Genomic DNA, 20200 nt, shown 5'->3' on the forward strand with positions numbered 1-20200 from the left:
TCCGCGGAGTCAGTAAACAGCCATCGATCAGTGCTGCCTGCTTTCAGCCAGCAGGGCTTCGAATCTTGGAGACCGAAAAATCTCCTTCGAATCAGGATACGTCTTCAGATATCCGGCATGCTCTTCAGCCGCCCAGGGCACGAACACAATATCCGTCACCCCACTGCTGGCGACGATCTTGTCCATCTTCTTCGGATCGATGAAAGCCGCCAGAACCGGGCCTTCAAGCCTGCGAATCTGGATCTTCTCAGTGATCAACTGGATCACGATACCCCTGAGGTCGAGCTTGTTGTCCCTGTCGAGCACGCGCACAACGTCTTCCCCGAAGACAGTGCGAACGACACCATCGAGATTGTTCTTGGTGTGAACGGCCAAGCCCATGACGGTGCATCCGCGCGCCTTCATCAGGTCGCCGCATTTCATGAAAGCGGCGCGCAGCGCCTCTTCGTCGGGTCCGATGGATGTCGTGTAATACCGATCCAGCATGCGCTTCCTCACATTGCGTCGATGTATTGATGAATCCGGGCCACCAGCGCATCGAAATCCGGCTGGCCTTGGTAGTACAGCGCCTGCGTCTTGCGGTATTCCAGCGCGAAGCGCTCACGTTGTGCAGAGTCGCCCAGGACAAAAGCCGGGTTTCGGGCGATCGCCTGCTCGTCTCCGCTCCGAAAGCGCTGCGCCTTGCGCTCCTGGTAGGCGGGCTCCCGCATGAAGGCCTGCACCTCCTCCAAGCCGAGAAGGCAGTACACGTCGTAGTAGTGCCGCAGGAAGTTGCCGGGAAACGCCTGCGCTTCGCCCAACCGGCGGAACTTGGTGGAGATCGTCTGGAGCTTCTCGACGAAGGTGTGCGTCGGCGCGTAGCAGGGTACGGCTACTGCCCGGTTGTCGAACAGGTCGACGCCTCGGTCTCTGGCCACATCCAGCGCCCATGAGGAGATGGTGACCGGCCGATTGGGCGCCGTGTCATCAAACCCCAGTTCCAGCAAGATGCCGTCCTTGACGCCAGCCAATGCCGATGCACGCGGCGTGTAGATCAGGCGGATGCCGGCGCTACGCATCTTGTCGTCGTCGAACTGTGTGTCGCGCTCCACGCTGTCGATACCTGGGATGCGAATGCGTACCGCCAGTTCGTCGTAGTAAGCGCGGCGCGAAACAACGTGCGCCGGCTTGTCTTGGTTGCGGCCCGTCTTCACATCCATGCCGGCGGGCGGCTCGATGCGTATGTCGATGTCCTCGGAGAAGCGGTGGATGACACCGAAACCTTTGGACAAGGAGGTGCCGCCTTTCAGCTCGAACTGGAAGCCCTGGGCCTGCAAGCCCCACAGGCAATGCATGATCCAATAGTCCTTCTCGACCAGCATGGGATCGAGTCCGCGCTCGTCGGCGACGAGCGCAAGCAACTGGTCGAAGTCCCGCCGTGCGTGCAGGAAGTCAGGCATCCATCCACTCCCGCAGGCGCTTGCGTGTCGCCACGCTGCCAAAGCTGTCGGCTGCGCGTTGCAGGCGGGCCGAGTCGAAAGACGGCAGCTTGCTGCGCGCCTGGCGCAAGACCGCATCGCGGTCCTCAGCCAACTCTTCGAGATTGTTCAGCAGGTCGACATACAGAAACTCGGGTGTCAGCTTCTTCGGAAAGCGCGGCTTCATCCTGAAATCGAACTGCCGGTTGCCGAGCCGAAAGACGCCATGGCGCTTGTGGTTGTAGACCAGCGTGCGGTTGTAGAGCTGGGTGGTGCCCAGGCCCACGGCGTTGTAGGCCGATGGAGAGAACACGAGAAAGTCCTTGTCGCGCAGGAAACCTCCCACCACTTGTTCATCGGCAGGCGGGAGTGGACCGAAACTGGACTGTTTCGGCGCGTGGTACAGCCCCTGGGCGAGCTTCTTCAGCTTCCCGGTAGCCACCAGCTCACGCAGATGCCTATCCACCGCGGTGGACAGGCGTGCAAGATCCTCCCGCCGATAGACGCGGCCGGCTTGCAGTTCGTCCGCAAGGTGCGCAGCGGCGCCGCGGAGGGACTCTGCAGAATTCGCAACAGTGGCAGACATGGCTAGTTTTTCATTGAGATTTCATGCATTTTACCGCTTTCCGCCGGCCACGTCTGCCCCGAAATGCACCTTACGGGGTTTGCCCGCTGGCCGGTCCAAGCCAGTTTCCTTGACCGAACCATCTGTGATCGCCGCGACATCCCGCATCTGGTGACGAGCAGTGCGATAGAATTCCTCGGTGCGTTCGTCGACGCCAGCTGCTCACCATGGCCCACCCGGTTCGCCGGGACGACGTGAAGACCTTCGTCTGAGCTTCCCATGTTTCGCGGAGCGCGGCAGTGAGCACCGGGTACATCCGCGGCAACATACAGGAACGCACCATGGAATTCATCTCCACCACGGCAACCGCCGCCGAAAAACTCAAACGTCTGGCCAAGACGCTTCGCAAAACCACCCGTACATCGCTTGCCGTCGCGCTGGATGCTGTCGCCAAGCAGCACGGCTACGAGCACTGGAAGCATGTGACGGTATGCATCGAGCAGACAGCCAATGTCAGTCTCAGCAAACCGCTTCCCGAGTCGCTAAAAGGGCTTCTGAATCGGGCAGCCACACGCAATCCCGCGTCGAGCGACTCACAGAAGGCCTTCGCTCAAGGATTTGTCTTTGCGATGGACGTCAAGGACGCAGAACAGCTTTCCCTGACATCCGAGTACGCAGAATGCGACGACGGGTGGTACCTCGCGGCCAGAGATCTATGGCGGGGGCTGGTCCACTACCGTGACGACGAGACGGGCACCACGCTTTTCGAGACACAGTCACCCGAAGACTTGGCTAGCACAGCGCTGGACGACCTGCAGAACTACAGACTCTTCCGCTACTTGGGCGCGGCCGCTCCCGCCTCCCTTGAGGAGGTCTACAAGCAGACCAGCGAGCTCTCGTTCTTCCCGCCCACCCACATCTGGCTTGGCGGAAAATTCATCGACATCGGCGAAGTCCCCGAGATCCGGGTAGATGGCCAAGTGGTGTTCTCGACCACACAGGGTTTCGCCGAGCTTCCGTCAGACGACAAGCGCACCCGCTTTGAAAAGTTCGGCCATCTCTTGAATGCAGAGGAGCGAGCGTTGTTCGACAAGATGACGGTGAAGGAGCAGGACTCCCTGCTGTTCCAACTGGAAAAGCAGACGTCGGTCGGTCAGGCGCGATACCAGCCGGTACAAAGTTCAGTGACGTCGAACTGGCGGGACGCCAAGAAAATCTAGCTCTTTGGAGCGTCCTCTGCGGTGTCCTCGCCTGGTCGATCGTCGAACCACCATTTATCGATGGCTTCACGGTCCTCCAGGTGCGACACCCAACGGTTATCGAACTGCACATCGATGCTGAAGATCGGATGAGCGTCGTAGGTAACCTCATGGTCAAAGAAGCGTCCTTGCAGCGCGTCGCAATGAATGCAGCCGTTGGATAGGTAGGGCTGTCCTTCCGTTCGGCTGTATCGCGGCTTGATCGGACCAATGCCGTGGGGCGCCAGGAGCGCGGCCGGCAACGTAGACATCAACAGCGCGCCCCCCCTACCCTCATCATCGAAATCGTAGATCTTGGCCGTGACATCCGCGGCGCCCTGAAGCACCCGGCTGGCGGCGAAACACAGATCGATGACGAGGCCTGTCGTCTTCTTACAGCGCCAGCACTCGGTATACGCCGCGCAGACGTCCAGCGGCAAGGTGCGCTCGACCTGTGGCGCAAAGCGCAGCTTCCCGCCCAATGCCCCCTCGACAAACCGGCCCAGATCGATGTGCTGCCGCCAGTAGTTCGGATCATTGCTGTTCTTGTTGGTCGCGAAAGCTGGATGGTAGTAAGGCCCCGGCAGTGACACAACGCACATGTTGGCGTCGGCATCATGGCCGAGCCTGAATGCCGGAGCTGCCTTTTCGACGGGAATGCTCTGTTGCCGCATCAGCCACAGCGTGCGAATCCCTGCAGCCTGGAACACAGATTGAAAACGGGAAACCTCATCCAGCGGCAAGCGCCCCCATTGAAGCTTGAACGCCACCGGCTTCCCGCCCTCTCGGCTTGCCAGCACATCGACCGTCCACCCGTCTTCTCCACTCGATGTTCCAGCCGCTTCGACCGAAACATTCCAACCCGCCCGTCGCACAGCCTTGGCGATCACCTCCCTTGCCAGTAGGACCTCAGCCGGGTCCGTACCGGCCGGACAACTTCCTTTCTTGGCATGCGCGAAGTACTGTGTACCGAGTTTTGTTTGCCGAAGAGTCACGTCAGCGCCGCAGCACGTCATCTTCAACGCACGATCCTTGCGGTTTCGAGCCCGCAGGTCTTCCCAGCCATCAGCATCGAAATCGATGGAGAGCAGTTCTTGATCGCCTGACTTGCATTTGAACGACATGAGTTTTCGTGCGTTTCCTTGATAACCAGCTACGGAGCCGGCGTAACGGCATCCGCCTCAAACCAGTTCTCAAGCGTTGCCATGGCTCCGGGTGACAGGAGTTGGGTGAAGAGGATGGCGAGCCGCTTCTGGGGCCTGGAGCAGGCGACGTAGAACAGGTTGCGGTTGCGCTCGAATGCTTCTTCCTTCGCGGCGGGAACCGCCTCGACGCCAGCAAGCTCTAGCATTTCACCGAAGTTGTATTGGTTCCAGCCGCGCCCGACCACAACCAGGACGTTCTCGAACTCGGCTCCCTTGACACCGTGCTTCGTCTCGAACGGCGAGTGACCATCGAGGTAGCGGCGAAGCGCCTTGACCTCGGAATAGGCGACGTCTCGCAGCTCCTCCAGTTCTTCCAACACCCGTGGCATTTCGATGCCCGCGGCCTTGTCGAAGTCACGCAGTTCTCGCTCACGCTTCTCGACAGCGTCCGGAAGTCTCGGCTTTCGCTGAGCACGCAGGTGTTCAACAACCTGCCCTACAGTTCCACCTTCGCGAAGAGCCACCAACTGCGTCATGGCATCGTGCCATATCGTCTTGTCCGAATGACTGCGCATCTGTGGCGTGGTGCCGCCTAGCGCTTCGAACATCGCCCCATACCTGCGGGCAATGAAGGCATCGCATGCAGGCTCCAATTGATCTACAAAGAAGGCAATATGGTCATGCTCCTTCTTCGTGAACGCATCGTTGAACCGGAACGTCGCTGCCAGATTTGAATAGCCCTGCTGGCTTGCTAACAGCCGATGAGTCAGCATAAGAATCTTGGTGTGGCTAGGCGAAAAATCCCACCCAGCCTGCTCCAACGTAACCTTGACGCGCTCCAGGGTAGCCTGTGCGTCAGGCGAAGGCAGATCTCCACCCCAATGCGCGCCCTTTTGCCGTTGCCCTTGCCAATGGTTCGTGTGAAAAACGCGAACCTGACCTTTGCGGATCTTCAACAAATTGCTGCAGTTCTGGTCGCATTCGATTGAGAGAGTCGACGACAACCTTGACCGAACGGAAGTTGGCCTCCTTGCCGATCTCCGTCACGCTTGCATGCTCCAGCTTGCCGCACCCACCGCCGTAGATTTTCTGCCAATGATCACCAAAGAAACCAAACAGCGGCGCGCCGGGCCGCCCGAGAAAATGGGCCTTGATCGCCTCGACCCAATCGCTGTCCGTGTCCTGGTACTCATCGACCAGAATGATCGGAAAGCGATCCGCGATCATGCGACGGAACTTCTCGTGCGCCATAAGCGAAATCGTGAGCGGCAGGACATCGTCGTGGTGGATGAAAACGCGATGGTCGCGAATGGAACGGTGCCCAAGGCTGTACTCGATGGCGCGTGTGCCCACACTTCCGCCAACCTCTTCGATCTTCTCCCTCCAGTCAGGCATCGCTTCGATGAGCGCCCTGAGCGGCTTCTGGATGCCGCTGATCAGCGACCAACAGAACGCGTGGTTGGTCTCGCAAAAGACCATGGGGCTACGGTCTGTCCTTGCTGCAATCTCGTCCTTGGCAACGTTGGTGAAGGTGATGCACGCAATCTGCTGACTGCGTTTCGGAAAAATGTCCTTGTTGCGCTCAATCAAGAACCGGAGCGCCTTGATCAGCGAATACGTCTTGCCAGCACCTGCGCCCGCCTCCAAGCGAAAGCTATTTCCCGCGTCAAGGCAGGCATACATGGCTTCGAGCGCGCGCCGGCTGGCGGCTTCTGCCGGTGACTCAACCTCAGGCATGACCGACGCCTCCTTCCACGGGCGGCACAGCTGCTTCAACTGCCAGCGCCAATGCCGGATCGGGAGCGACAACATCGCCGCGAGCCAGCCACCGAACGCCGTCCACGATGTACGCCGGTGCGACCCACTCCGTCTCGGCGATCGCATGCTTCAATGCGAACTCCGACTTCTTCCATTCTTCCGCCTTGCTTCGGGCTTCCAGTTCAAGCCCTTGGGGAGTCTTCTCGGTCAGGCCGAACAGTTTAGGATTTGCGAGGATGAACGCGTCTTCGAACGTTCGCCCGCAGGGATCACCCTCTTTCTCGGCGCGTTGATAGGCGATGCGATTTCGCTTGAGCACTTTGCCGGCGTCTTTCTTGGCGAGCAAACCCGCTAACGTGAAGGGATCGTCCTCGGAAAACCACGCCTTCAAACAGGCGTTGCTGGAATACGTGCCGAGGTGAACCGCACACGCCTTGCCACCGGGTTTCTCGACAGCGTCCAGATCCGTGATGATCAGACTGCGAAGTTCGAGGAACTTCAGCAAATCGAAGAACAGATGCGCGTAGGCACCACCGACCTCCATCACCGTCACGTATTGGCTCGACAGCTTTGGACTCTCGGGGTCAGCCACTTCCAGCTTCGCGATGATGACCGGAAGCAATAGCCGCTCGCTCAGCCCCTCGACAAGAACCGCCTTGTCTGCGAAGAACAAGTCACAGCGCGTCAACGTCATGTACTGGTGAAGAAATTTCTTGTCTTCCGGCTGTATGTCTTTGAGCCCCTTGCGCAAGTCCTTGATCCTAGTCGTCCGAATTCCTTCCTGAGCCCCTGGCGCCGGTGCGCCAAGGAAGTATCGAATGCTTTCGAAGCCGGCCGCATTGGCGATGTGAGATGAATGGGTAGATACGACAAACTGAACGGGCCAAGGCCTCTTGTCCTGCGTGCCGTCAACCAGTTGCTGCGCAATTTTGGCCAGTTGGCGAATGAAGACTTCCTGCATCTGGGGATGCAGATGCGCTTCGGGTTCCTCGATGAAGATCAGGTGCACGCCCGGCTCGGTAGTCTCTGCGCGAAACGCCTTGTAGAAGCCGGCCAGTTGCAGCAGGATGAAGATCAGGTTGCGAGCGCCTAGGCCGTTGTATGACTCGGGCAATGTGATGCCGCCGTAGCCCGCGTAGCGAACCTTGGTGAAATTCGAGAGCAGCTTTCGGACGTCAAGAAGGGTTTCAGTGTGCAGTTCCTGTCCCCCCAGCCCCGGGTAGCCAAAGGTCTGCAGCGCAGGAATCAGGCTTTTGAGTTGACCACCGAAGTTCGCGTCGATCTGGGTCTGGATGTCCTGGACAGCGCCTTTCAGCGCTTCGGCAATTTGCTTGTCCGCAGTATCAGCCGACGCCGAGGAAGCTGTCGCAAAAAGGCCCTCCACGGTCTTGGCCAGCACGTCCGACTCTCGCGACGTTACATCGTCGAGGCCTCGCTGCGCATTGATGAACCCGGTCTTGACTAGGCCTCGCAATGCGCCTGGCAGCAGTTGACGGTGATTGTCCCGATCATTGGGATCTTCAGCCCAGATCTTCACGCTGAATTCGGTGGGTATTCGCTCACGCAGCACACGGAAGAATGCGACTCGCGCTTCGGGAGTTAGCGCCTCTTTGGGCTGACCCTCGAGAAAGCTCGCCAACTGGCCGTCCTTGAGTTCATAGCGAACCACCACCAGTGCGTCGGCGCACGCTGGATCCAGATCGATCACGAAGGGACCCAGAGGACCTAGCTGAGGCTGCGCGGGGTCGTACGTGAACTTCAACCGCAGTTCAATGGTCGGGATAAGCGCGCGGATGGCATCTTCGTCGGCACCCTGGTTCAGCGCTTCCAGAGCTTCGCAGAAGTGGTCGTAGCAGGCACTGGAAAAGTCCTCTAGCTGAAACGCTGCGCTGCCGTCAGCCAGGAGACGCCGCATGACTTCCGAAAGAGAGGTTTTTCCGCTGTTATTTCGGCCAACGATGACGGTCGTTTGATCTTCCAAGACGAGGTCAACGTCTGCCAGAAGGCGGAAGTTCTTGATCGCGACTTGATGAATGAGCATGTGTCCCCATTTTTTTTGGCAGCACTTGGAAACTCAATCGCCGCGCTTTTAATTTACACATTTTCACATATTAAAGGGCTACAGTGATTGAACGGCTGGTCTACTTTCTATGTGCGAGTTTGTTTCTAGTTCGTCGAACTGACAATGTATGTACGGATGCATCAGGTCGGCCAAGTCACTTTGCCCGGCCCAAAGCGTTCGATCTGGGCCGAGCGCTGCCCTTCCTTGAGTCGCGCCGTCAACAGGCCGCGCCATGTGCCTTGCACGCGGGTCTTGAACTTGGCCACCCGCCGATAGTCGGGCGTCGTCAACCATGCGTCGCCGTCGGGTCCGTCAATCTCGATCCGGTAGATGCCTGCAGCCGGCGCTTTGTCGGCGGCACCCAGGGACAAAGCGCGGGCTCCGCTTCCGACGCTCCACTTCTGCTGTACCCCACTCAGCATTTCGTCTCGGAAACACTGCCAAAGCAAGGCCGTCTCGGGTGTCGGAAAACCGCCGGCATTGGTCAGGTCTGCCATTTCCTCGCTGGCCAGCCACTCGCGCATACCAGAGACGGTGACGAAAACGGCGCCTGTAGCGCGGATTGCCGCCATGGCGGCTCGGCGTGACGGCAACCCTGCCCGTATGAGCATGGACATCATGAGTTGAGGCACGTCGGTTTCCACCGATGCGGCGCCGCCTCCGGAAACGATCTCCGACGACCAGCCCAGTGTGACCCTGCGGGTCCTCAGCGCTTCGAGCGCCCAGACCAGGCGGTACGCAAACGCATCTTCAACGATGCGCATGTTCTTGGGGCCGATGACATTCACGCCCGTGCCCGACACCCATTCCTTCAGAAGATCACCCCAGTCTGCCGGAAGCGCGTTCTTTTTGTCGGGCACGAAAGGACGGATAACGAGCAGCCGCGCGGCAAGTTGAACAAGGACGGCGGCAAGCTCCTCCCCGTCGTCGCGCAGTGCTACCTCGTCAGCTTGATCGAGCAACTCACCCAACACGTCAGCCATGCTGTCGATAGCCAGGCCGGCTTCAAGCCCCACCCCCATCGCGTAGTGCCCTTTTCGAACGTTAGGCGTGGTGTGACTCCAGATCACGTTCGCGCGGGCCTCCAGGATCGCCTTGTGCGCCTGTTGCTCGGATTCATCCTCCCTGCCAATCTGGCGAGCCCAAAGCGACCCTTGCAACGCTTCGTCGAGAAGGCGCGGCAAATCTTCGCTATCCGCGTCCAGCGCTTCGACCAAGCCCAACACTGTCGCGTCGAGCTTCTCGATGAGATGCGACATGGGCTCTTCCTCGATCTTCTCCTCTTCCTCTTCGTCGCCATCTCCCGCCGGCTCGAAGATCCCGAGCAGCAGGTTCTCCTCGGCTTGCGACTTCCACGCTTCCCGTGAGCTCGACAGATACTCGATGGCGTCGGCACGTTTCAACACGCCTTCTCGCGCCAGTCGCTCAATGATTTCGGCAATGATCTGATAGAGCCCGCTTTGCAACGTGCGTGCCTTGGCTGATTGAACGAGACTGCGCCATTGCGTCAGGCGCCAAGTCGGCTTGTCCAAGATCACATGAACGACGAGCCCTTCGACATCGACAAAGGCTCTGCCGGCGCGGCCCGCAACATTGGCAAACTCTTCGCCTGAAATAACCTTGCCTGATCGCACCAGGTACGGCACAAGAAGCACAGCAGCGTTCAGGTTCAAACCCTGCGAAAGCGTCGGCGACGCCACGATCACCTTCAGCACACCCTTGGCAAGTAGCGCTTCGAGTTCTCGAAGGAACGGGCTGGGCAGGCGGCCATGGTGAACCGCAACGCCCAATTTAAGGCAAGCAACCGCAGGGTGCTGTTCGCCCAACCACTCTCGTCCAACTTCGAGCGCCCGTTGCACCGACGTTTCGTCGTCGAGCAATGTCGGCAGGTAGCCGCGACGGTGTAGCTCAACAGCCGACTCTCCGTAGCCTTCGACCCAGTTGGCTTGCGTGGAGAAGATCAGTGTCCGCTTGCCTTGCTCAGCAAACCGCCATGCTGCGAACAATGTCAGGTCCTTGGTCTTTCGAGGGTATGGCGTCCGGTCTGGCTTCCGCGGCGGAATCTGTTCAATGAATCGGGCCAGGAACGGGCCCTGCTGCTCAAGGTCATAGTTGAGCTTTGCTGCGTCGCCCTGCCAGACCAACGTACCGAAACGCTGCCGAGTCGGCCGCCAGGATGATCGCACCGGCTCGCCTTCAACGTCACTGCGAATCCAGGCCGTCAGGTCTTCGAGCTGCTGACCATCTGGAAGAATGGCAGACAGGCACACGATTCGCCGTGGACCTGCATCCGCCCGGCGCAGCAGCTTCTGCACCAGAATCTCATAGCGAATCTCTCGCTCGGTTGGACCAATGAGATGGCCCTCATCGAGCACGACCAACCCGATGTCGTCGATCAGCGACGCGTCATTGCGCAATGCGAAGTCGAGTTTTTCCGGGGTGGCGATGATGATATCCATCGACCGCAGGGCATCCTCATCACCCGCTGACAAGCCACTCGCACCGTAAAGCGAGGAGACCGAGAATCCTAGCGGTGAAAAAGTCTGCCGAAAGGTTCGCTCGGTCTGCGCCGAAAGCGCGCGTAGCGGCGTGACGATCAACACGCGCTTACCGCCTGCCAAGCACATCAGGGCGGCGATCTCTGCGATGCGCGTCTTCCCCGCACTGGTTGGCAAGGAGACGACCAGATCGTCGGACACATCAGTGGATCGCTTGGCGGCTTCGCGCTGCGATGGCCACAACTCGAGCTCGGCGCTCTTGCGCGCGTACAACGACGCGATGAAAAGCCGCCGCAACTCGGCGTACCGCTCCTCACCGCCCTCAGGCGGATCGCTTGGAAGAGTCTCGTGCAAGGAGTGCGCCCATAGATCGTCGAGCATGTTCCGGCACAGCCGGACAATCCACCACAGGGATACCGACGCAGCTGCATCTGCAAGGTCGAGGGCTGTGTCCAGCAGTTCCTTCGCGGTGTCCAGCAACGACACCTCGCCGGTTTGAAGGGCAAAGTCGAAAAACGCCAAGGCGCGGCAGACCACGGTGTTGAGGACGATCGAAATCGCCTCGTCGGAATCGATTTCCCCATCCTTCAGCAAGGCGGAGACGCTGGCATCGTCGTTGTCTTCATCCAGCAGTTGGGATTTGACATACGTTCTTAGACGATCAAGGTCGCGCAGGATCAGAAGGATCAACGCGGCTTCAGCCGCGTTGGCATTGAGATCGGAGACTTGCTGTTCGCCGAACAGCGAGTAGGCGATCGCGGAATAGCCCGCGAGATGGTAGGCAGCGCCCGCAATCGTGCGGTAGAAGCCACGCTCCTCAGCCTCTGGGGCGCCATTGCGAACCAACGACTCAAAGGCATTGCCGGCGCGCTCGAACGCACGCTGGCAAAGAGCCGATGTGCCGTCGAGTTCGCGCAGTGACAACGCCGCACGCAAGATCGAAAAGCCGTGTTCTGCAAGGTCGATGTCAATCTGCTCGCCGAGTGGCGGTGCATCCTCCGGCAGCACCCCCGCTTGACGCATGATCGACCATGCCGCGCCGCGGTCCAGCAGCCGCCCCCAAACACCGTCTTGCGTCGCCCTGGCCAGGAAGGCCTGCAGTTCATCACTTGTTTCCAAGATTCATCGCCTCCTCGTAGACTTCGGCAATAAACGCTTGGTGGTCTTCGATGTGAAGGCTGACGACGTGCTGGTTGCGGTCATGGCCGGCCTCCCCCAAATCCTTCTGCAGCTTCGCAGCCGGCGCGTTGCCGGACACGGTGAACAGCATATGGTCGATGCGATTGGCGCGCAGAGCTTTCAGCCCGACCTCGTCGCGGATCGTCCGGCCGAGTTCGACATCATCTTTGTCGGCGCTTTCGAGGAGCCGATTCGCGATGAACAGCAAGGAATCCGGCGTGCAGCGGCCACCGTACCGGTTCAGGGCTCCACGCGCTTCGGCAATCGTCACGTTGCCAAGGTTCGCGCGGCTCTTCGACTCGCCCTTTAGCAGCCAAAGCTTTTCATCGGGGTCGTAGCCCACGCCGATGAAATCGTCGCCGCGCATTGCGACCTCCCGCCCATCTTTGAAGCGCATCCGCCGAACGGGAACACGAAAGCCCATGTCCTCTTCAACCAGTTCAGAGGAGAGGATTTCGCCGAGATCTCCGGAGCGCGCGCGTTTCGACTGAGGCAGCAGTGCCCTCAGAATTTCGGAGGCGCCGTCGTACCCAAGGCGGGCGACATCGTCAGCGATCCGGTCAGCCTGGTCGTAGTGCGTCCTGACGGCTTCGCCCAGTTGCGTAAGAACAGCGGCACGGCCGCCATCTTTCTCCGAGTATGTTCGGAACGTTTTCTTTTTGCTTTTGTCCTCGGTGCCAGCGCACCAAGTCTTGAACAATGCCATGTCTCCTCCTGCTTAAATTTCTGTGAATTTCTGTCGAGGTGGCTGCCAGGGTCAGCGCCTCCACATGCAAGACGATGTGCTAGTCTTTGGTGGCTCGGAATTCCAGCCCGACCTCCTCCATCGTCAAGGTCGCAACCGTGCCACTAATCAGAACGTACTGCTCGACATATGCAGCAAACCGCTCCTGGAAAATGTCCAACCCTCTCACCATGGAAGTTGTCCTTTCAATTCGTCCAGAGCGAGTTGGATTCGGTCGTCGGCGTTCTCATACAGGCTGAGCGTGAGCGAAAAAGTGTCCACCGTGTTGGAGTCCGGCACCAACGCCGGGCTGTAGTTCCAGAGCTGCCATTCTTGAGCGCCCGTTTCGGGCTCAGGCAACTCGCGGACGCCAGCATCCGTCGCAGCCTTCCAGTCGGCAGCGGTCAGCGCATATACCGGCCATTTCGGCTCGCTTAGCATGGAATAGCGCGCGAGCGCGCTCAGGCCCGCGAGGCGCCGGGGCCGATGTGCGGCGGCATCATGGGTTGCCACCCAGACCGAGCGCCTGACCGGCGTTCGCAGCGCAGGTTTCGCAAGCTCCCAGGTCTGCTCCGGTGGGAGTTCCATTCGCAGCCAGCGCGCACGGCCGACCGTGTATGCGGTAGCCAGCCCGGCCGCAGTCAGTTGCTTGACCGCGCATGACAGCGTCATTGGCGTGTAGCCCAAGGCGAGTGCGACCTTGGAAGGCTTCCAATCGGACTGCCACGGCTGGCGCAGCAAGGCGGTAATCAGCATGGCTTGCGCGGATGGGCTCAGCACTTCCGCGGCCGAGGTGCGCTGCCGAAAATACTCGCGCAGGTCCAGGCCTAGGTCTGGCAGATAGAGTTGGTTGCCAGGCACGATGAACGGGACTTTTTGCTCGATCAAGCGTCGCCGGTCATAGGAGGCCAATGCATCGGTGACGTAGATCGCCGGCTGACCGGCCAGGGACTTAACCGTGTCCAGCAAGGTCCGGACTTCGCTGAGGGACTGCTTGGCCTCCGCGGGCCTTATCGCCAGGACAACGGGCTGCCCCACCAGCTCTATCTCGCTGAACTGGAAAGCGTCGCGCAGGAAGTGCGGGAGTTCGTTTGCACGCATCCACGGCTTCACACCTGGGGCGTCAATGCCTAGGACTTCCTGAAGGTGACGCAGCACGGCGGTCGCGAGGGTCGGCAAGACTTATCCTATTTGCATATTTTCGCACGATAACATACAGAATGTTATCGTGCGAAATAGCGTTATATTGACGCTATCGACTGTTCACAGTTTCATGCAGAGCCGTGAGACGAAAGCCCTACATGCCAAAAGCCAGCGAGACGTTCGACAGCTCTATCAAGGATGCGGTGGAACTGCTCGATCACTTCAATTCCATCAACATTCTTCCCCCGCCGCAAAATGCGGAGGTATTGAAACGCGCAGGTCTCATCATGGCTTGCACTGCATGGGAGACCTACGTGGAAGACCGTGTGCAGGAAGCCGTGCAGCAACGGCTGGGCGAAGGCAACGACAGCTTCCAGAATCGATTCCTGCTCCGGCATTTGCAGACGACGCTCAAGCAGTTCAATAACCCCAACTCGGAGAAGACCTGCAAGTTGTTCTCCGATTTCCTCGGTGTCGACGTGGCGGCAGGCTGGCAGTGGAACAACTACGACAGTGCCCGCGCTCGCGTGGAACTCGATGCGCTCATCAAGAAGCGCGGTGAGGCGGTGCATCGCTCGAAGGCCCCCGCCGCTGGAGTCCCGGCAGCACACCTCATTCGGAAGGACGAGCTGGAGAAGGCCATTAGGTTCCTTAAGAGTCTGGTGGAAGCCACGGAGAAGGCTACGAGCGCTTGACCTTGGTAAACGCGCACAACACTGATAATTCAATATGCCAACTTACGCCAACAGCCGCATGCCGCCCCCAAAGTCTTGGGACGAGTTCGAAGCCATCGTGTGCTCCGCCGCCAAGATTCGGTGGAAGAGCCCAGATTTCACTCAGCATGGCAGGCAAGGCCAGCGACAAGACGGTGTCGATGTCTATGGCAAAGATGACAAGGGCCGCCTGGTCGGCTAACAGTGTAAAAACACTTGGTCAGGTGTATCGACAACGACTGTCCAGGACGAAGTAGACAAGGCAGAGTCCTTCAAGCCGTCATTAGTGCATCTATACGTTGTCACGACAGCTGACACTGACAAGAGCCTCCAGGTGTTTGTGCGTGAGCTTTCTGCGGAGCGCATGAAAGAAGGAAAATTCGAGGTCTCGATCCTCTTCTGGAATGATATTTGGCACGACCTCACGCTGGACGAATCCAGGCTGTTCCAACATTACCCGCAGCTCAAGCCGGAAGCGTCAGCTACCAAAACCCCCTCACATGACCAGCGCCTGTACGAAGAGCTGAAGGCGACACTTGGCTTTGAGCCAGCGGTGCGGCTCCTTCGCGATCACGACTTTGGTGGGCCATTTTTGCGCAAGGCCATTCAGCCGCTCTTCGACTTCTACGAAACCTGGGACCAGCCGGAGAAGGAGTTCATCGACAAGGAACTGCAAGCGGGCCTGGTCGCCTTGTACGGAACGGCTCGCGACTTGTCCAATCACGTGGTCGAGAAAACTGTTCCAGTTGGAAACGGCGACTATGCCTCCGTGTTTTCCGACAACCAGCGAGCCGCTGGCCCTCGGCCTGAATGGGTTCTTGAGGAAGCCCGAGTGCTGAATGCGCAGGCCCACCTATTCGTGCCGATCTACGAGAAATTCATGCGTCTGTGCCGCGAGAAGTTGGTTAGCTAATCAGTGGGCGGCATGTACCCGAACGCTTCTTTGCCGCTTCAAGGGGTCTTCGTCAAACGACGTCGCCCGCCAACGCCGGCCCCAGTACACCATCTCGGGTACGAGTGTGTATGACTGCTCCATCACGACGCATCGGCAAGCTGACAGGGAAGACTGTCAGCTGGTACGAAAAGAGTGGAAAGTTATCCAATCGCCACTGCCTGTATTGTGGCATCGCTGTCGGTGGCGAATCCGACACGCCGTCCAATAAGGAGCACTTGATCGGAAGAAATTTTGTTCCTTCCGGATCAATGGGTGGGGACGCCTTTAACTTCCTGTTTCGAGCATGCGTGCAGTGCAACAGTCGCAAGGCAGTTGCTGAGCGGCACATTTCAAGCGTCACACTCATTAACGGCCCGGGGCGACAGCATGACCCGCGGGCAGCCGCAGTTGCCGAGCGTAAGGAGATCAATGATTTCCATCCTGACAAGCCCGGAGTGGCGATGGGGCGGGCGCACGATACCCTCTCCATCAATAGCAATCGACCTGGATTTTCAATGTCGGTCGGCTTCACATCGCCTCCTCGTGCAAACGACGCTGCCGTGGCAGAGATCGCAGTCAGTCACGTTCAAGGCCTCTTCTCCTTACTTACGACCCACAACTTTCAGGAGGCATCTACGTTGTGCTTGCTTCCCGCGCGGCAAGTGAGGTTGATGGGGGCTTATGGGCGGAGCGACTGGGGAAATCCTCATCTGCTCGAAGTGACGCGCAGAACTCAGGCATGGTCATGCCACGCAAACATCATCTCAGCCGACGGATATTTCAAGGCGACGATGCGCCGGCACGAGACACAGGGCTGGTTTTGGGCGCTTGAGTGGAACAAGTTCCTGCGTGTCGCCGGAGGAATCGCTCATGGCGAGATGGAGCTGTTCGAGTCATTGCCTGACGAGAAATGGTTCACCCTCCCGGGAGGTCGTGATCGAGCGCGAGAGGAGCTGCCCCTCGCCGACGAGAACGATGTGTTGTTCACAGGTGCGGTGAAAGATTCGTTCCTCTAATTTGCCGCTGCCGCCGAGCTTTCTGTTAGCGGGACTTCGCCGATCAGAATAGTTCGGCTTCCATGCATCTCCCGGCGATGCCGGGCCGCGCTGTACGTGCTGCGCATCGAGCCACCCATGGCGTCTCGCCCCTTCGGCTCCCATCGCTGATGCCTTCGCGGATTTTCCGCTGCGCGCTGCGCTTGCCAATGCGGGCGTGGTGGGGTGTGGGTTGAGGCTGGCTTGCTGTTCCCTTCATCCTTGCACACCGTTCTCGCGGTCAAGGTCTGCGCGTGCTGCGCACGCTGGCGTCCTCGCGGCCGTCTTCGAACCTGTGACAGCTGCGCTGCGGCGTGCCGGTTCCGGTCTCGGGCAATCCCGCCCGATCACTGGAGTTCGCTATGTCGCACGATCTGTTCTCTTCCCTCGATTCCTTCGTTGCCGCCTCCTCTGCGGCTTCCTCCCTGCTCGTTCGCGATGTCGCGGGCGAGTACCGTCCGGCCGAGGCCGACGAGGTGCTGCAGGCCGCGCAGCGGGTGCTGGCGGGTTCGGTGCGTGGGACCGACGTGCTGACGTCGCCGGCGGTGGTCAAGGACTTCCTGCGGGTACGTCTGGGAAACCTGCCGCATGAGATCTTCGCGGTGGTCCATCTGGATGCGCAGCACCGTGTGCTCGACTATGTGGAGATGTTCCGGGGCACCGTGAGCCAGACGTTGGTGTATCCGCGGGAGGTGGTCAAGGATGCGCTGAGCCGGAATTCAAGCGCTCTCCTACTCGTGCACAACCATCCCAGCGGATCGCCGGAGCCTTCACGGGCGGATGAGCATCTCACGCAGACGTTGAAATCGGCGGTGGCACTGGTCGACGTGCGCGTGCTGGATCACCTGATCGTGGCGGGCGATTCGGTCCTGTCGATGGCCGAGAGGGGGCTGATGTAGGCTTCGAGGGCTTCGGCCCTCTTTGTTTTCTTTTCATCGTGCGCGCCATGCGCGTATGCCGAGCTCCGGGGATGAGCTTATAAGCTCATCCCTGCAGCACCTTGCTTTTCCCTCTTGTCATGAGGCTGTAGAGCCGTTGTCTGAACAGCCATTCAGCAAGGTGTGCCGAGGTAAGCAGGTTCGAGATGCCCAGCCGACCTCGCAGTGACGGCGGCGTCCGATCATTTCATCGTCCTCCAGTTCGTGTATGCGCGTGGCAGGCGTCATGTGCCGGGCCGCATTTGACCGGTCACACGTCACTGGAGCTGCAGGCTACGGCCGTAGCCCTTGGCCAGGCGCGGCGCCATCTCGGGAAAAAGGACACCGAGCACGGCGTCATAGCGCGCAGGCCGCAGGTGCGTCTCGTCGCCGGCATCCACCTTGTCGATGATGCCTTGCCGCCAGGCGGCGTAGCGCTCGGCTTGCTTTGGAGTGAACTGGGTCTCCAATCCATAGGCCTTGACGGCCATGGGGTACAGCGTGTGCCATTGCTGGTAGCCGGGGCCGCTTTGCGTGATGGCGTTGAGCACCTGGTACCCCGTATCGAATGCATAGCCGACGCCCCGGTCGTGCTGGATCGAGAGCAGCCGTGAAACGATGCCGGCGACACCCACCATCTCCGGGTCGGCGGCGCCCGGATAACCATGCGCGGCAAGGGCTTCTGCGGCCTCCATGAGCCGCAGCCAAGGCTCGCTGTCCTTTCCCAGCAGTACAGGCGCTGGGCCCTCCCCTCTGTGTGCCCGCCGGGCTTTGTCGATGCGGGTATTGGTGTCGTGGAACTCCGTGGCGGCGGCCAGATAGATCGAGCCCCATTCCGATGCTGGCGTCGCGAGCAGCCGGGGACGCCGCAGTTCGGCCAGACGCTCTTGAAAGCGGACAGTGACCGGATGCTGGTCCAGTTCCGCTTCGAGAATCTGGCGACGGAGCCGCCAGGTCGGGTGGTGAATCCAGCGCTTGCCGATGGTTTCGTTCACCACCAGATGGCGCAGGCCTTCCCGGGTCACCCGGCCGCCGAGCGACCCTATGTCGATTTCCAACGTCGGCAGGTTAAGTTCCCGGATGCGACGCAGCTTTTCCTGATCTATGCCGTGGGTCACGGTGACCTCGATCAGCACGGTTCGAGGCCACTGTTGGCTGCTGTGGGTGTCTTCTACCAATTCCTCGAAGGCATCATCGAGCCGGGTGTCGGTGGCACCGAAAATGAAAGGGCGGGGTTCGCGCAACGTGCAGATGACGTCGGGGACGATGCTGCCCTGGCGTTGCTCCAACCGGGTGTTTTCCAGTGGCAGCGTCTCGGATGATGTTCCCCACTGAGCACGAAGCGTGTTGCCCTCCCATTCGCCGCCGAATTCGTCGGGTGCATAGCGGGTCACTTCGACATCGAGGCCGGGCGTCGTGATCTGCGACGCCTGTTCCAGGATCGCTTTGACTTCACTGTGCAAAAGGGTCTCGCGGCGCCATTGCTGAGCGACGGATGGATCCAGGTTCAGGGGCAGACCCCGATGAAACAGTGCTTCGTCCGCTTCCCCCCAGGCATCCATGGCGTCGTGCGCGGTCTGGCGGGCCTGCGCGCTCGCGGCCGCGTGCAATGCCTGGTCGTTCCAATGCGCGCACCAGCGGATGTCCGGAAGCAGGCGCAACCGCGCACGAATCTCCTCCGGCGACATCATCGCAATAGCGGGGTCGGAAAGGGACAGCGTGACGATAGCCCGCCCATGGCCATCGCTGCCTGCATCGCGTTGCCCGGTGAGATCGACAATGAGTTCCCGGCCATCTGGCAGCGTCAACAGCGCCGTGGCGTGATCATGGAGTACGGCGCTGACAATGGAAATACGCTCCTCGCCTGTCTCCGCCCAGCCCTCATAGCCCTGGCCGCTGAAGCCAGTGGCGGAGGCCGACATTCTGCGTCTGGGTAGATCGATGAAGCCCTGCTCCTTCAAGTGTCGAATCGCGGCCAGCCGCGCGGCAACGAGGGTGCAGTCATCTTTCTGGGCGCCTTTGGGGTGGCGGAAATGCGCCGTCGGATTGCGGCGCAGAGGTTGCCCCGCCAACACCGGCGTCAGCGAAAGGTTGCAGGCCGGGCATTGGCATTCGGCCCCTCCTTCGATGATCTCGGAGTCGTGGATGTAGCGTGGCTCGCCGGTGCGCGAGTCGTGCCCCCATTTCAGCGGCACGGTGGCGGCATTGGGCACGGGACGCGTCGGTGCGGTAGGGGTGTCGACCTGCCAGATGCTCGAACCTTGCGCCATTGCCACCTCTGTGCTGCGGGAAATTCATCCGTGCCTCAGTTGTGGGAGCTGGCCGTATTGTTTGCGGCTGGCGTACGGAGTGAGGTGTCGAATGCTGTGCTGACCAAGGATGCTACAGGTCCTGGCAGTGCTGCACTCCATCCTGGGCGTCTCCGGCCAAGGAGCTATGGCCGGCCGCGCTGTCGTGCTGCGCATCGAGCCACCCTGCCCTGCGGTCCTGGTGTCTCGCCCCCTTCGGGCTTCCATCGTTCCCTCGCTCCGCTCGGCTGACGCCTACGGCCCGGCTTCCAGCTTCGGGCCTGCGCGCTTGCGCTTGCCGTGCGGTCGGCGTGTTGGAAGGCCGTTGCCTGTCCAGCCATCTTTCCTGAACTCATCACCTTGCTCGCGACTGTAGCCCGCGGCCGTGTGCCGTCAAGGCGCGCCAGGCCGTGTCCTCGCTGCGCTGCGGGCCGCACCAACCCCGCGCTTGTCTCCTTGACGGCCCCCGTCCACGGGCTCCCTTTCGTCGCGGGCGATGAACTCAGGAAAGACGGTGGCAACGAGGCCAACCGGGTTCTTCGTGC

At 60.1% G+C, this 20200-nt stretch carries 16 protein-coding genes; 5 read left to right on the forward strand and 11 right to left on the reverse strand.

From position 1 onward, the window contains the following. Positions 1-27 precede the first annotated feature (27 nt). From ACFQPB_RS13790 to ACFQPB_RS13800, 3 genes are read right to left on the reverse strand one after another with little or no spacing between them, the layout of a single operon-like run. Positions 28-486 carry a hypothetical protein gene (locus tag ACFQPB_RS13790; protein WP_382224266.1) on the reverse strand — a complete coding sequence of 153 codons (459 nt, stop codon included), beginning with the start codon at positions 484-486 and terminating at the stop codon, positions 28-30. A gap of 8 nt (positions 487-494) precedes the next feature. Then, entirely contained in the window at positions 495-1439 is a 945-nt protein-coding gene (locus ACFQPB_RS13795) for a nucleotidyl transferase AbiEii/AbiGii toxin family protein (RefSeq protein WP_382224268.1), read from the reverse strand. Beyond that, positions 1432-2043: a hypothetical protein gene (locus ACFQPB_RS13800; RefSeq protein WP_382224271.1), complete on the reverse strand. Its 612-nt coding sequence runs from the start codon at positions 2041-2043 to the stop codon at positions 1432-1434. Before ACFQPB_RS13800 ends, ACFQPB_RS13795 begins: the two co-directional genes overlap by 8 nt. Before the next feature lie 320 nt (positions 2044-2363). On the opposite strand from ACFQPB_RS13800, the gene ACFQPB_RS13805 reads away from it, so the two are divergent. After that, entirely contained in the window at positions 2364-3242 is an 879-nt protein-coding gene (locus ACFQPB_RS13805; protein ID WP_382224273.1) for a hypothetical protein, read from the forward strand. Here the strand turns inward: ACFQPB_RS13805 and ACFQPB_RS13810 are convergent. The 7 genes from ACFQPB_RS13810 to ACFQPB_RS13840 form a co-directional block, all read right to left on the reverse strand. Continuing rightward, entirely contained in the window at positions 3239-4384 is a 1146-nt protein-coding gene (locus ACFQPB_RS13810) for a competence protein CoiA family protein (RefSeq protein ID WP_382224276.1), read from the reverse strand. The two genes, ACFQPB_RS13805 and ACFQPB_RS13810, sit on opposite strands and share 4 nt — an antisense overlap. Before the next feature lie 29 nt (positions 4385-4413). Next, a complete protein-coding gene (locus tag ACFQPB_RS13815; protein ID WP_382224279.1) occupies positions 4414-5361 on the reverse strand; it encodes a 3'-5' exonuclease in 948 nt (315 codons plus the stop codon). Next, positions 5261-6142, reverse strand: a complete 882-nt coding sequence (locus tag ACFQPB_RS13820) for a UvrD-helicase domain-containing protein (RefSeq protein WP_382224282.1) — start codon at positions 6140-6142, stop codon at positions 5261-5263. The genes ACFQPB_RS13815 and ACFQPB_RS13820 overlap by 101 nt, the downstream gene beginning before the upstream one ends. Beyond that, on the reverse strand, positions 6135-8204 hold the full coding sequence (locus tag ACFQPB_RS13825; RefSeq protein ID WP_382224285.1) for an ATP-dependent nuclease: 2070 nt from the start codon (positions 8202-8204) through the stop codon (positions 6135-6137). The genes ACFQPB_RS13820 and ACFQPB_RS13825 overlap by 8 nt, the downstream gene beginning before the upstream one ends. Positions 8205-8365: 161 nt before the next feature. Further along, the gene (locus tag ACFQPB_RS13830; RefSeq protein WP_382224287.1) at positions 8366-11842 is read right to left on the reverse strand and encodes a DEAD/DEAH box helicase; all 3477 of its coding nucleotides are present in this window, start codon (positions 11840-11842) and stop codon (positions 8366-8368) included. Beyond that, positions 11829-12608, reverse strand: coding sequence for a Hachiman antiphage defense system protein HamA (locus tag ACFQPB_RS13835; RefSeq protein WP_382224290.1), 780 nt, complete (start codon positions 12606-12608; stop codon positions 11829-11831). The genes ACFQPB_RS13830 and ACFQPB_RS13835 overlap by 14 nt, the downstream gene beginning before the upstream one ends. Positions 12609-12812: 204 nt before the next feature. Continuing rightward, positions 12813-13805: a hypothetical protein gene (locus tag ACFQPB_RS13840; RefSeq protein WP_382224292.1), complete on the reverse strand. Its 993-nt coding sequence runs from the start codon at positions 13803-13805 to the stop codon at positions 12813-12815. Between the two features lie 122 nt (positions 13806-13927). On the opposite strand from ACFQPB_RS13840, the gene ACFQPB_RS13845 reads away from it, so the two are divergent. The 4 genes from ACFQPB_RS13845 to radC all read left to right on the forward strand — a co-directional run bounded on the left by ACFQPB_RS13845 (position 13928) and on the right by radC (position 17349). Further along, on the forward strand, positions 13928-14464 hold the full coding sequence (locus tag ACFQPB_RS13845; RefSeq protein WP_382224299.1) for a HEPN domain-containing protein: 537 nt from the start codon (positions 13928-13930) through the stop codon (positions 14462-14464). A 382-nt stretch (positions 14465-14846) separates the two neighbouring features. Further along, positions 14847-15395: a hypothetical protein gene (locus tag ACFQPB_RS13850; RefSeq protein ID WP_382224302.1), complete on the forward strand. Its 549-nt coding sequence runs from the start codon at positions 14847-14849 to the stop codon at positions 15393-15395. A gap of 110 nt (positions 15396-15505) precedes the next feature. After that, a complete protein-coding gene (locus ACFQPB_RS13855; protein WP_382224305.1) occupies positions 15506-16432 on the forward strand; it encodes a hypothetical protein in 927 nt (308 codons plus the stop codon). A gap of 380 nt (positions 16433-16812) precedes the next feature. After that, on the forward strand, positions 16813-17349 hold the full coding sequence (radC, locus tag ACFQPB_RS13860) for a RadC family protein (protein ID WP_382224307.1): 537 nt from the start codon (positions 16813-16815) through the stop codon (positions 17347-17349). A gap of 296 nt (positions 17350-17645) precedes the next feature. On the opposite strand, the gene ACFQPB_RS13865 is transcribed toward radC, so the two are convergent. Beyond that, on the reverse strand, positions 17646-19637 hold the full coding sequence (locus ACFQPB_RS13865) for a hypothetical protein (protein ID WP_382224310.1): 1992 nt from the start codon (positions 19635-19637) through the stop codon (positions 17646-17648). Between the last annotated feature and the right edge of the window lie 563 nt (positions 19638-20200).

Origin of the sequence: Hydrogenophaga atypica (genome assembly GCF_042665215.1) — a bacterium.
Taxonomy (GTDB): Bacteria; Pseudomonadota; Gammaproteobacteria; order Burkholderiales; family Burkholderiaceae_C; genus Hydrogenophaga; species Hydrogenophaga defluvii_A.

Excerpts from the sequence above, each read along its gene's own strand:
- ACFQPB_RS13855 (WP_382224305.1), top strand. The coding sequence starts at position 15,506 with ATGACTGCTCCATCACGACGCATCGGCAAGCTGACAGGGAAGACTGTC.
- ACFQPB_RS13835 (WP_382224290.1), bottom strand. The coding sequence starts at position 12,608 with ATGGCATTGTTCAAGACTTGGTGCGCTGGCACCGAGGACAAAAGCAAA.
- radC (WP_382224307.1), top strand. The coding sequence starts at position 16,813 with ATGTCGCACGATCTGTTCTCTTCCCTCGATTCCTTCGTTGCCGCCTCC.
- ACFQPB_RS13810 (WP_382224276.1), bottom strand. The coding sequence starts at position 4,384 with ATGTCGTTCAAATGCAAGTCAGGCGATCAAGAACTGCTCTCCATCGAT.
- ACFQPB_RS13790 (WP_382224266.1), bottom strand. The coding sequence starts at position 486 with ATGCTGGATCGGTATTACACGACATCCATCGGACCCGACGAAGAGGCG.
- ACFQPB_RS13805 (WP_382224273.1), top strand. The coding sequence starts at position 2,364 with ATGGAATTCATCTCCACCACGGCAACCGCCGCCGAAAAACTCAAACGT.
- ACFQPB_RS13825 (WP_382224285.1), bottom strand. The coding sequence starts at position 8,204 with ATGCTCATTCATCAAGTCGCGATCAAGAACTTCCGCCTTCTGGCAGAC.
- ACFQPB_RS13795 (WP_382224268.1), bottom strand. The coding sequence starts at position 1,439 with ATGCCTGACTTCCTGCACGCACGGCGGGACTTCGACCAGTTGCTTGCG.
- ACFQPB_RS13865 (WP_382224310.1), bottom strand. The coding sequence starts at position 19,637 with ATGGCGCAAGGTTCGAGCATCTGGCAGGTCGACACCCCTACCGCACCG.
- ACFQPB_RS13850 (WP_382224302.1), top strand. The coding sequence starts at position 14,847 with ATGAAAGAAGGAAAATTCGAGGTCTCGATCCTCTTCTGGAATGATATT.
- ACFQPB_RS13845 (WP_382224299.1), top strand. The coding sequence starts at position 13,928 with ATGCCAAAAGCCAGCGAGACGTTCGACAGCTCTATCAAGGATGCGGTG.
- ACFQPB_RS13820 (WP_382224282.1), bottom strand. The coding sequence starts at position 6,142 with ATGCCTGAGGTTGAGTCACCGGCAGAAGCCGCCAGCCGGCGCGCGCTC.
- ACFQPB_RS13800 (WP_382224271.1), bottom strand. The coding sequence starts at position 2,043 with ATGTCTGCCACTGTTGCGAATTCTGCAGAGTCCCTCCGCGGCGCCGCT.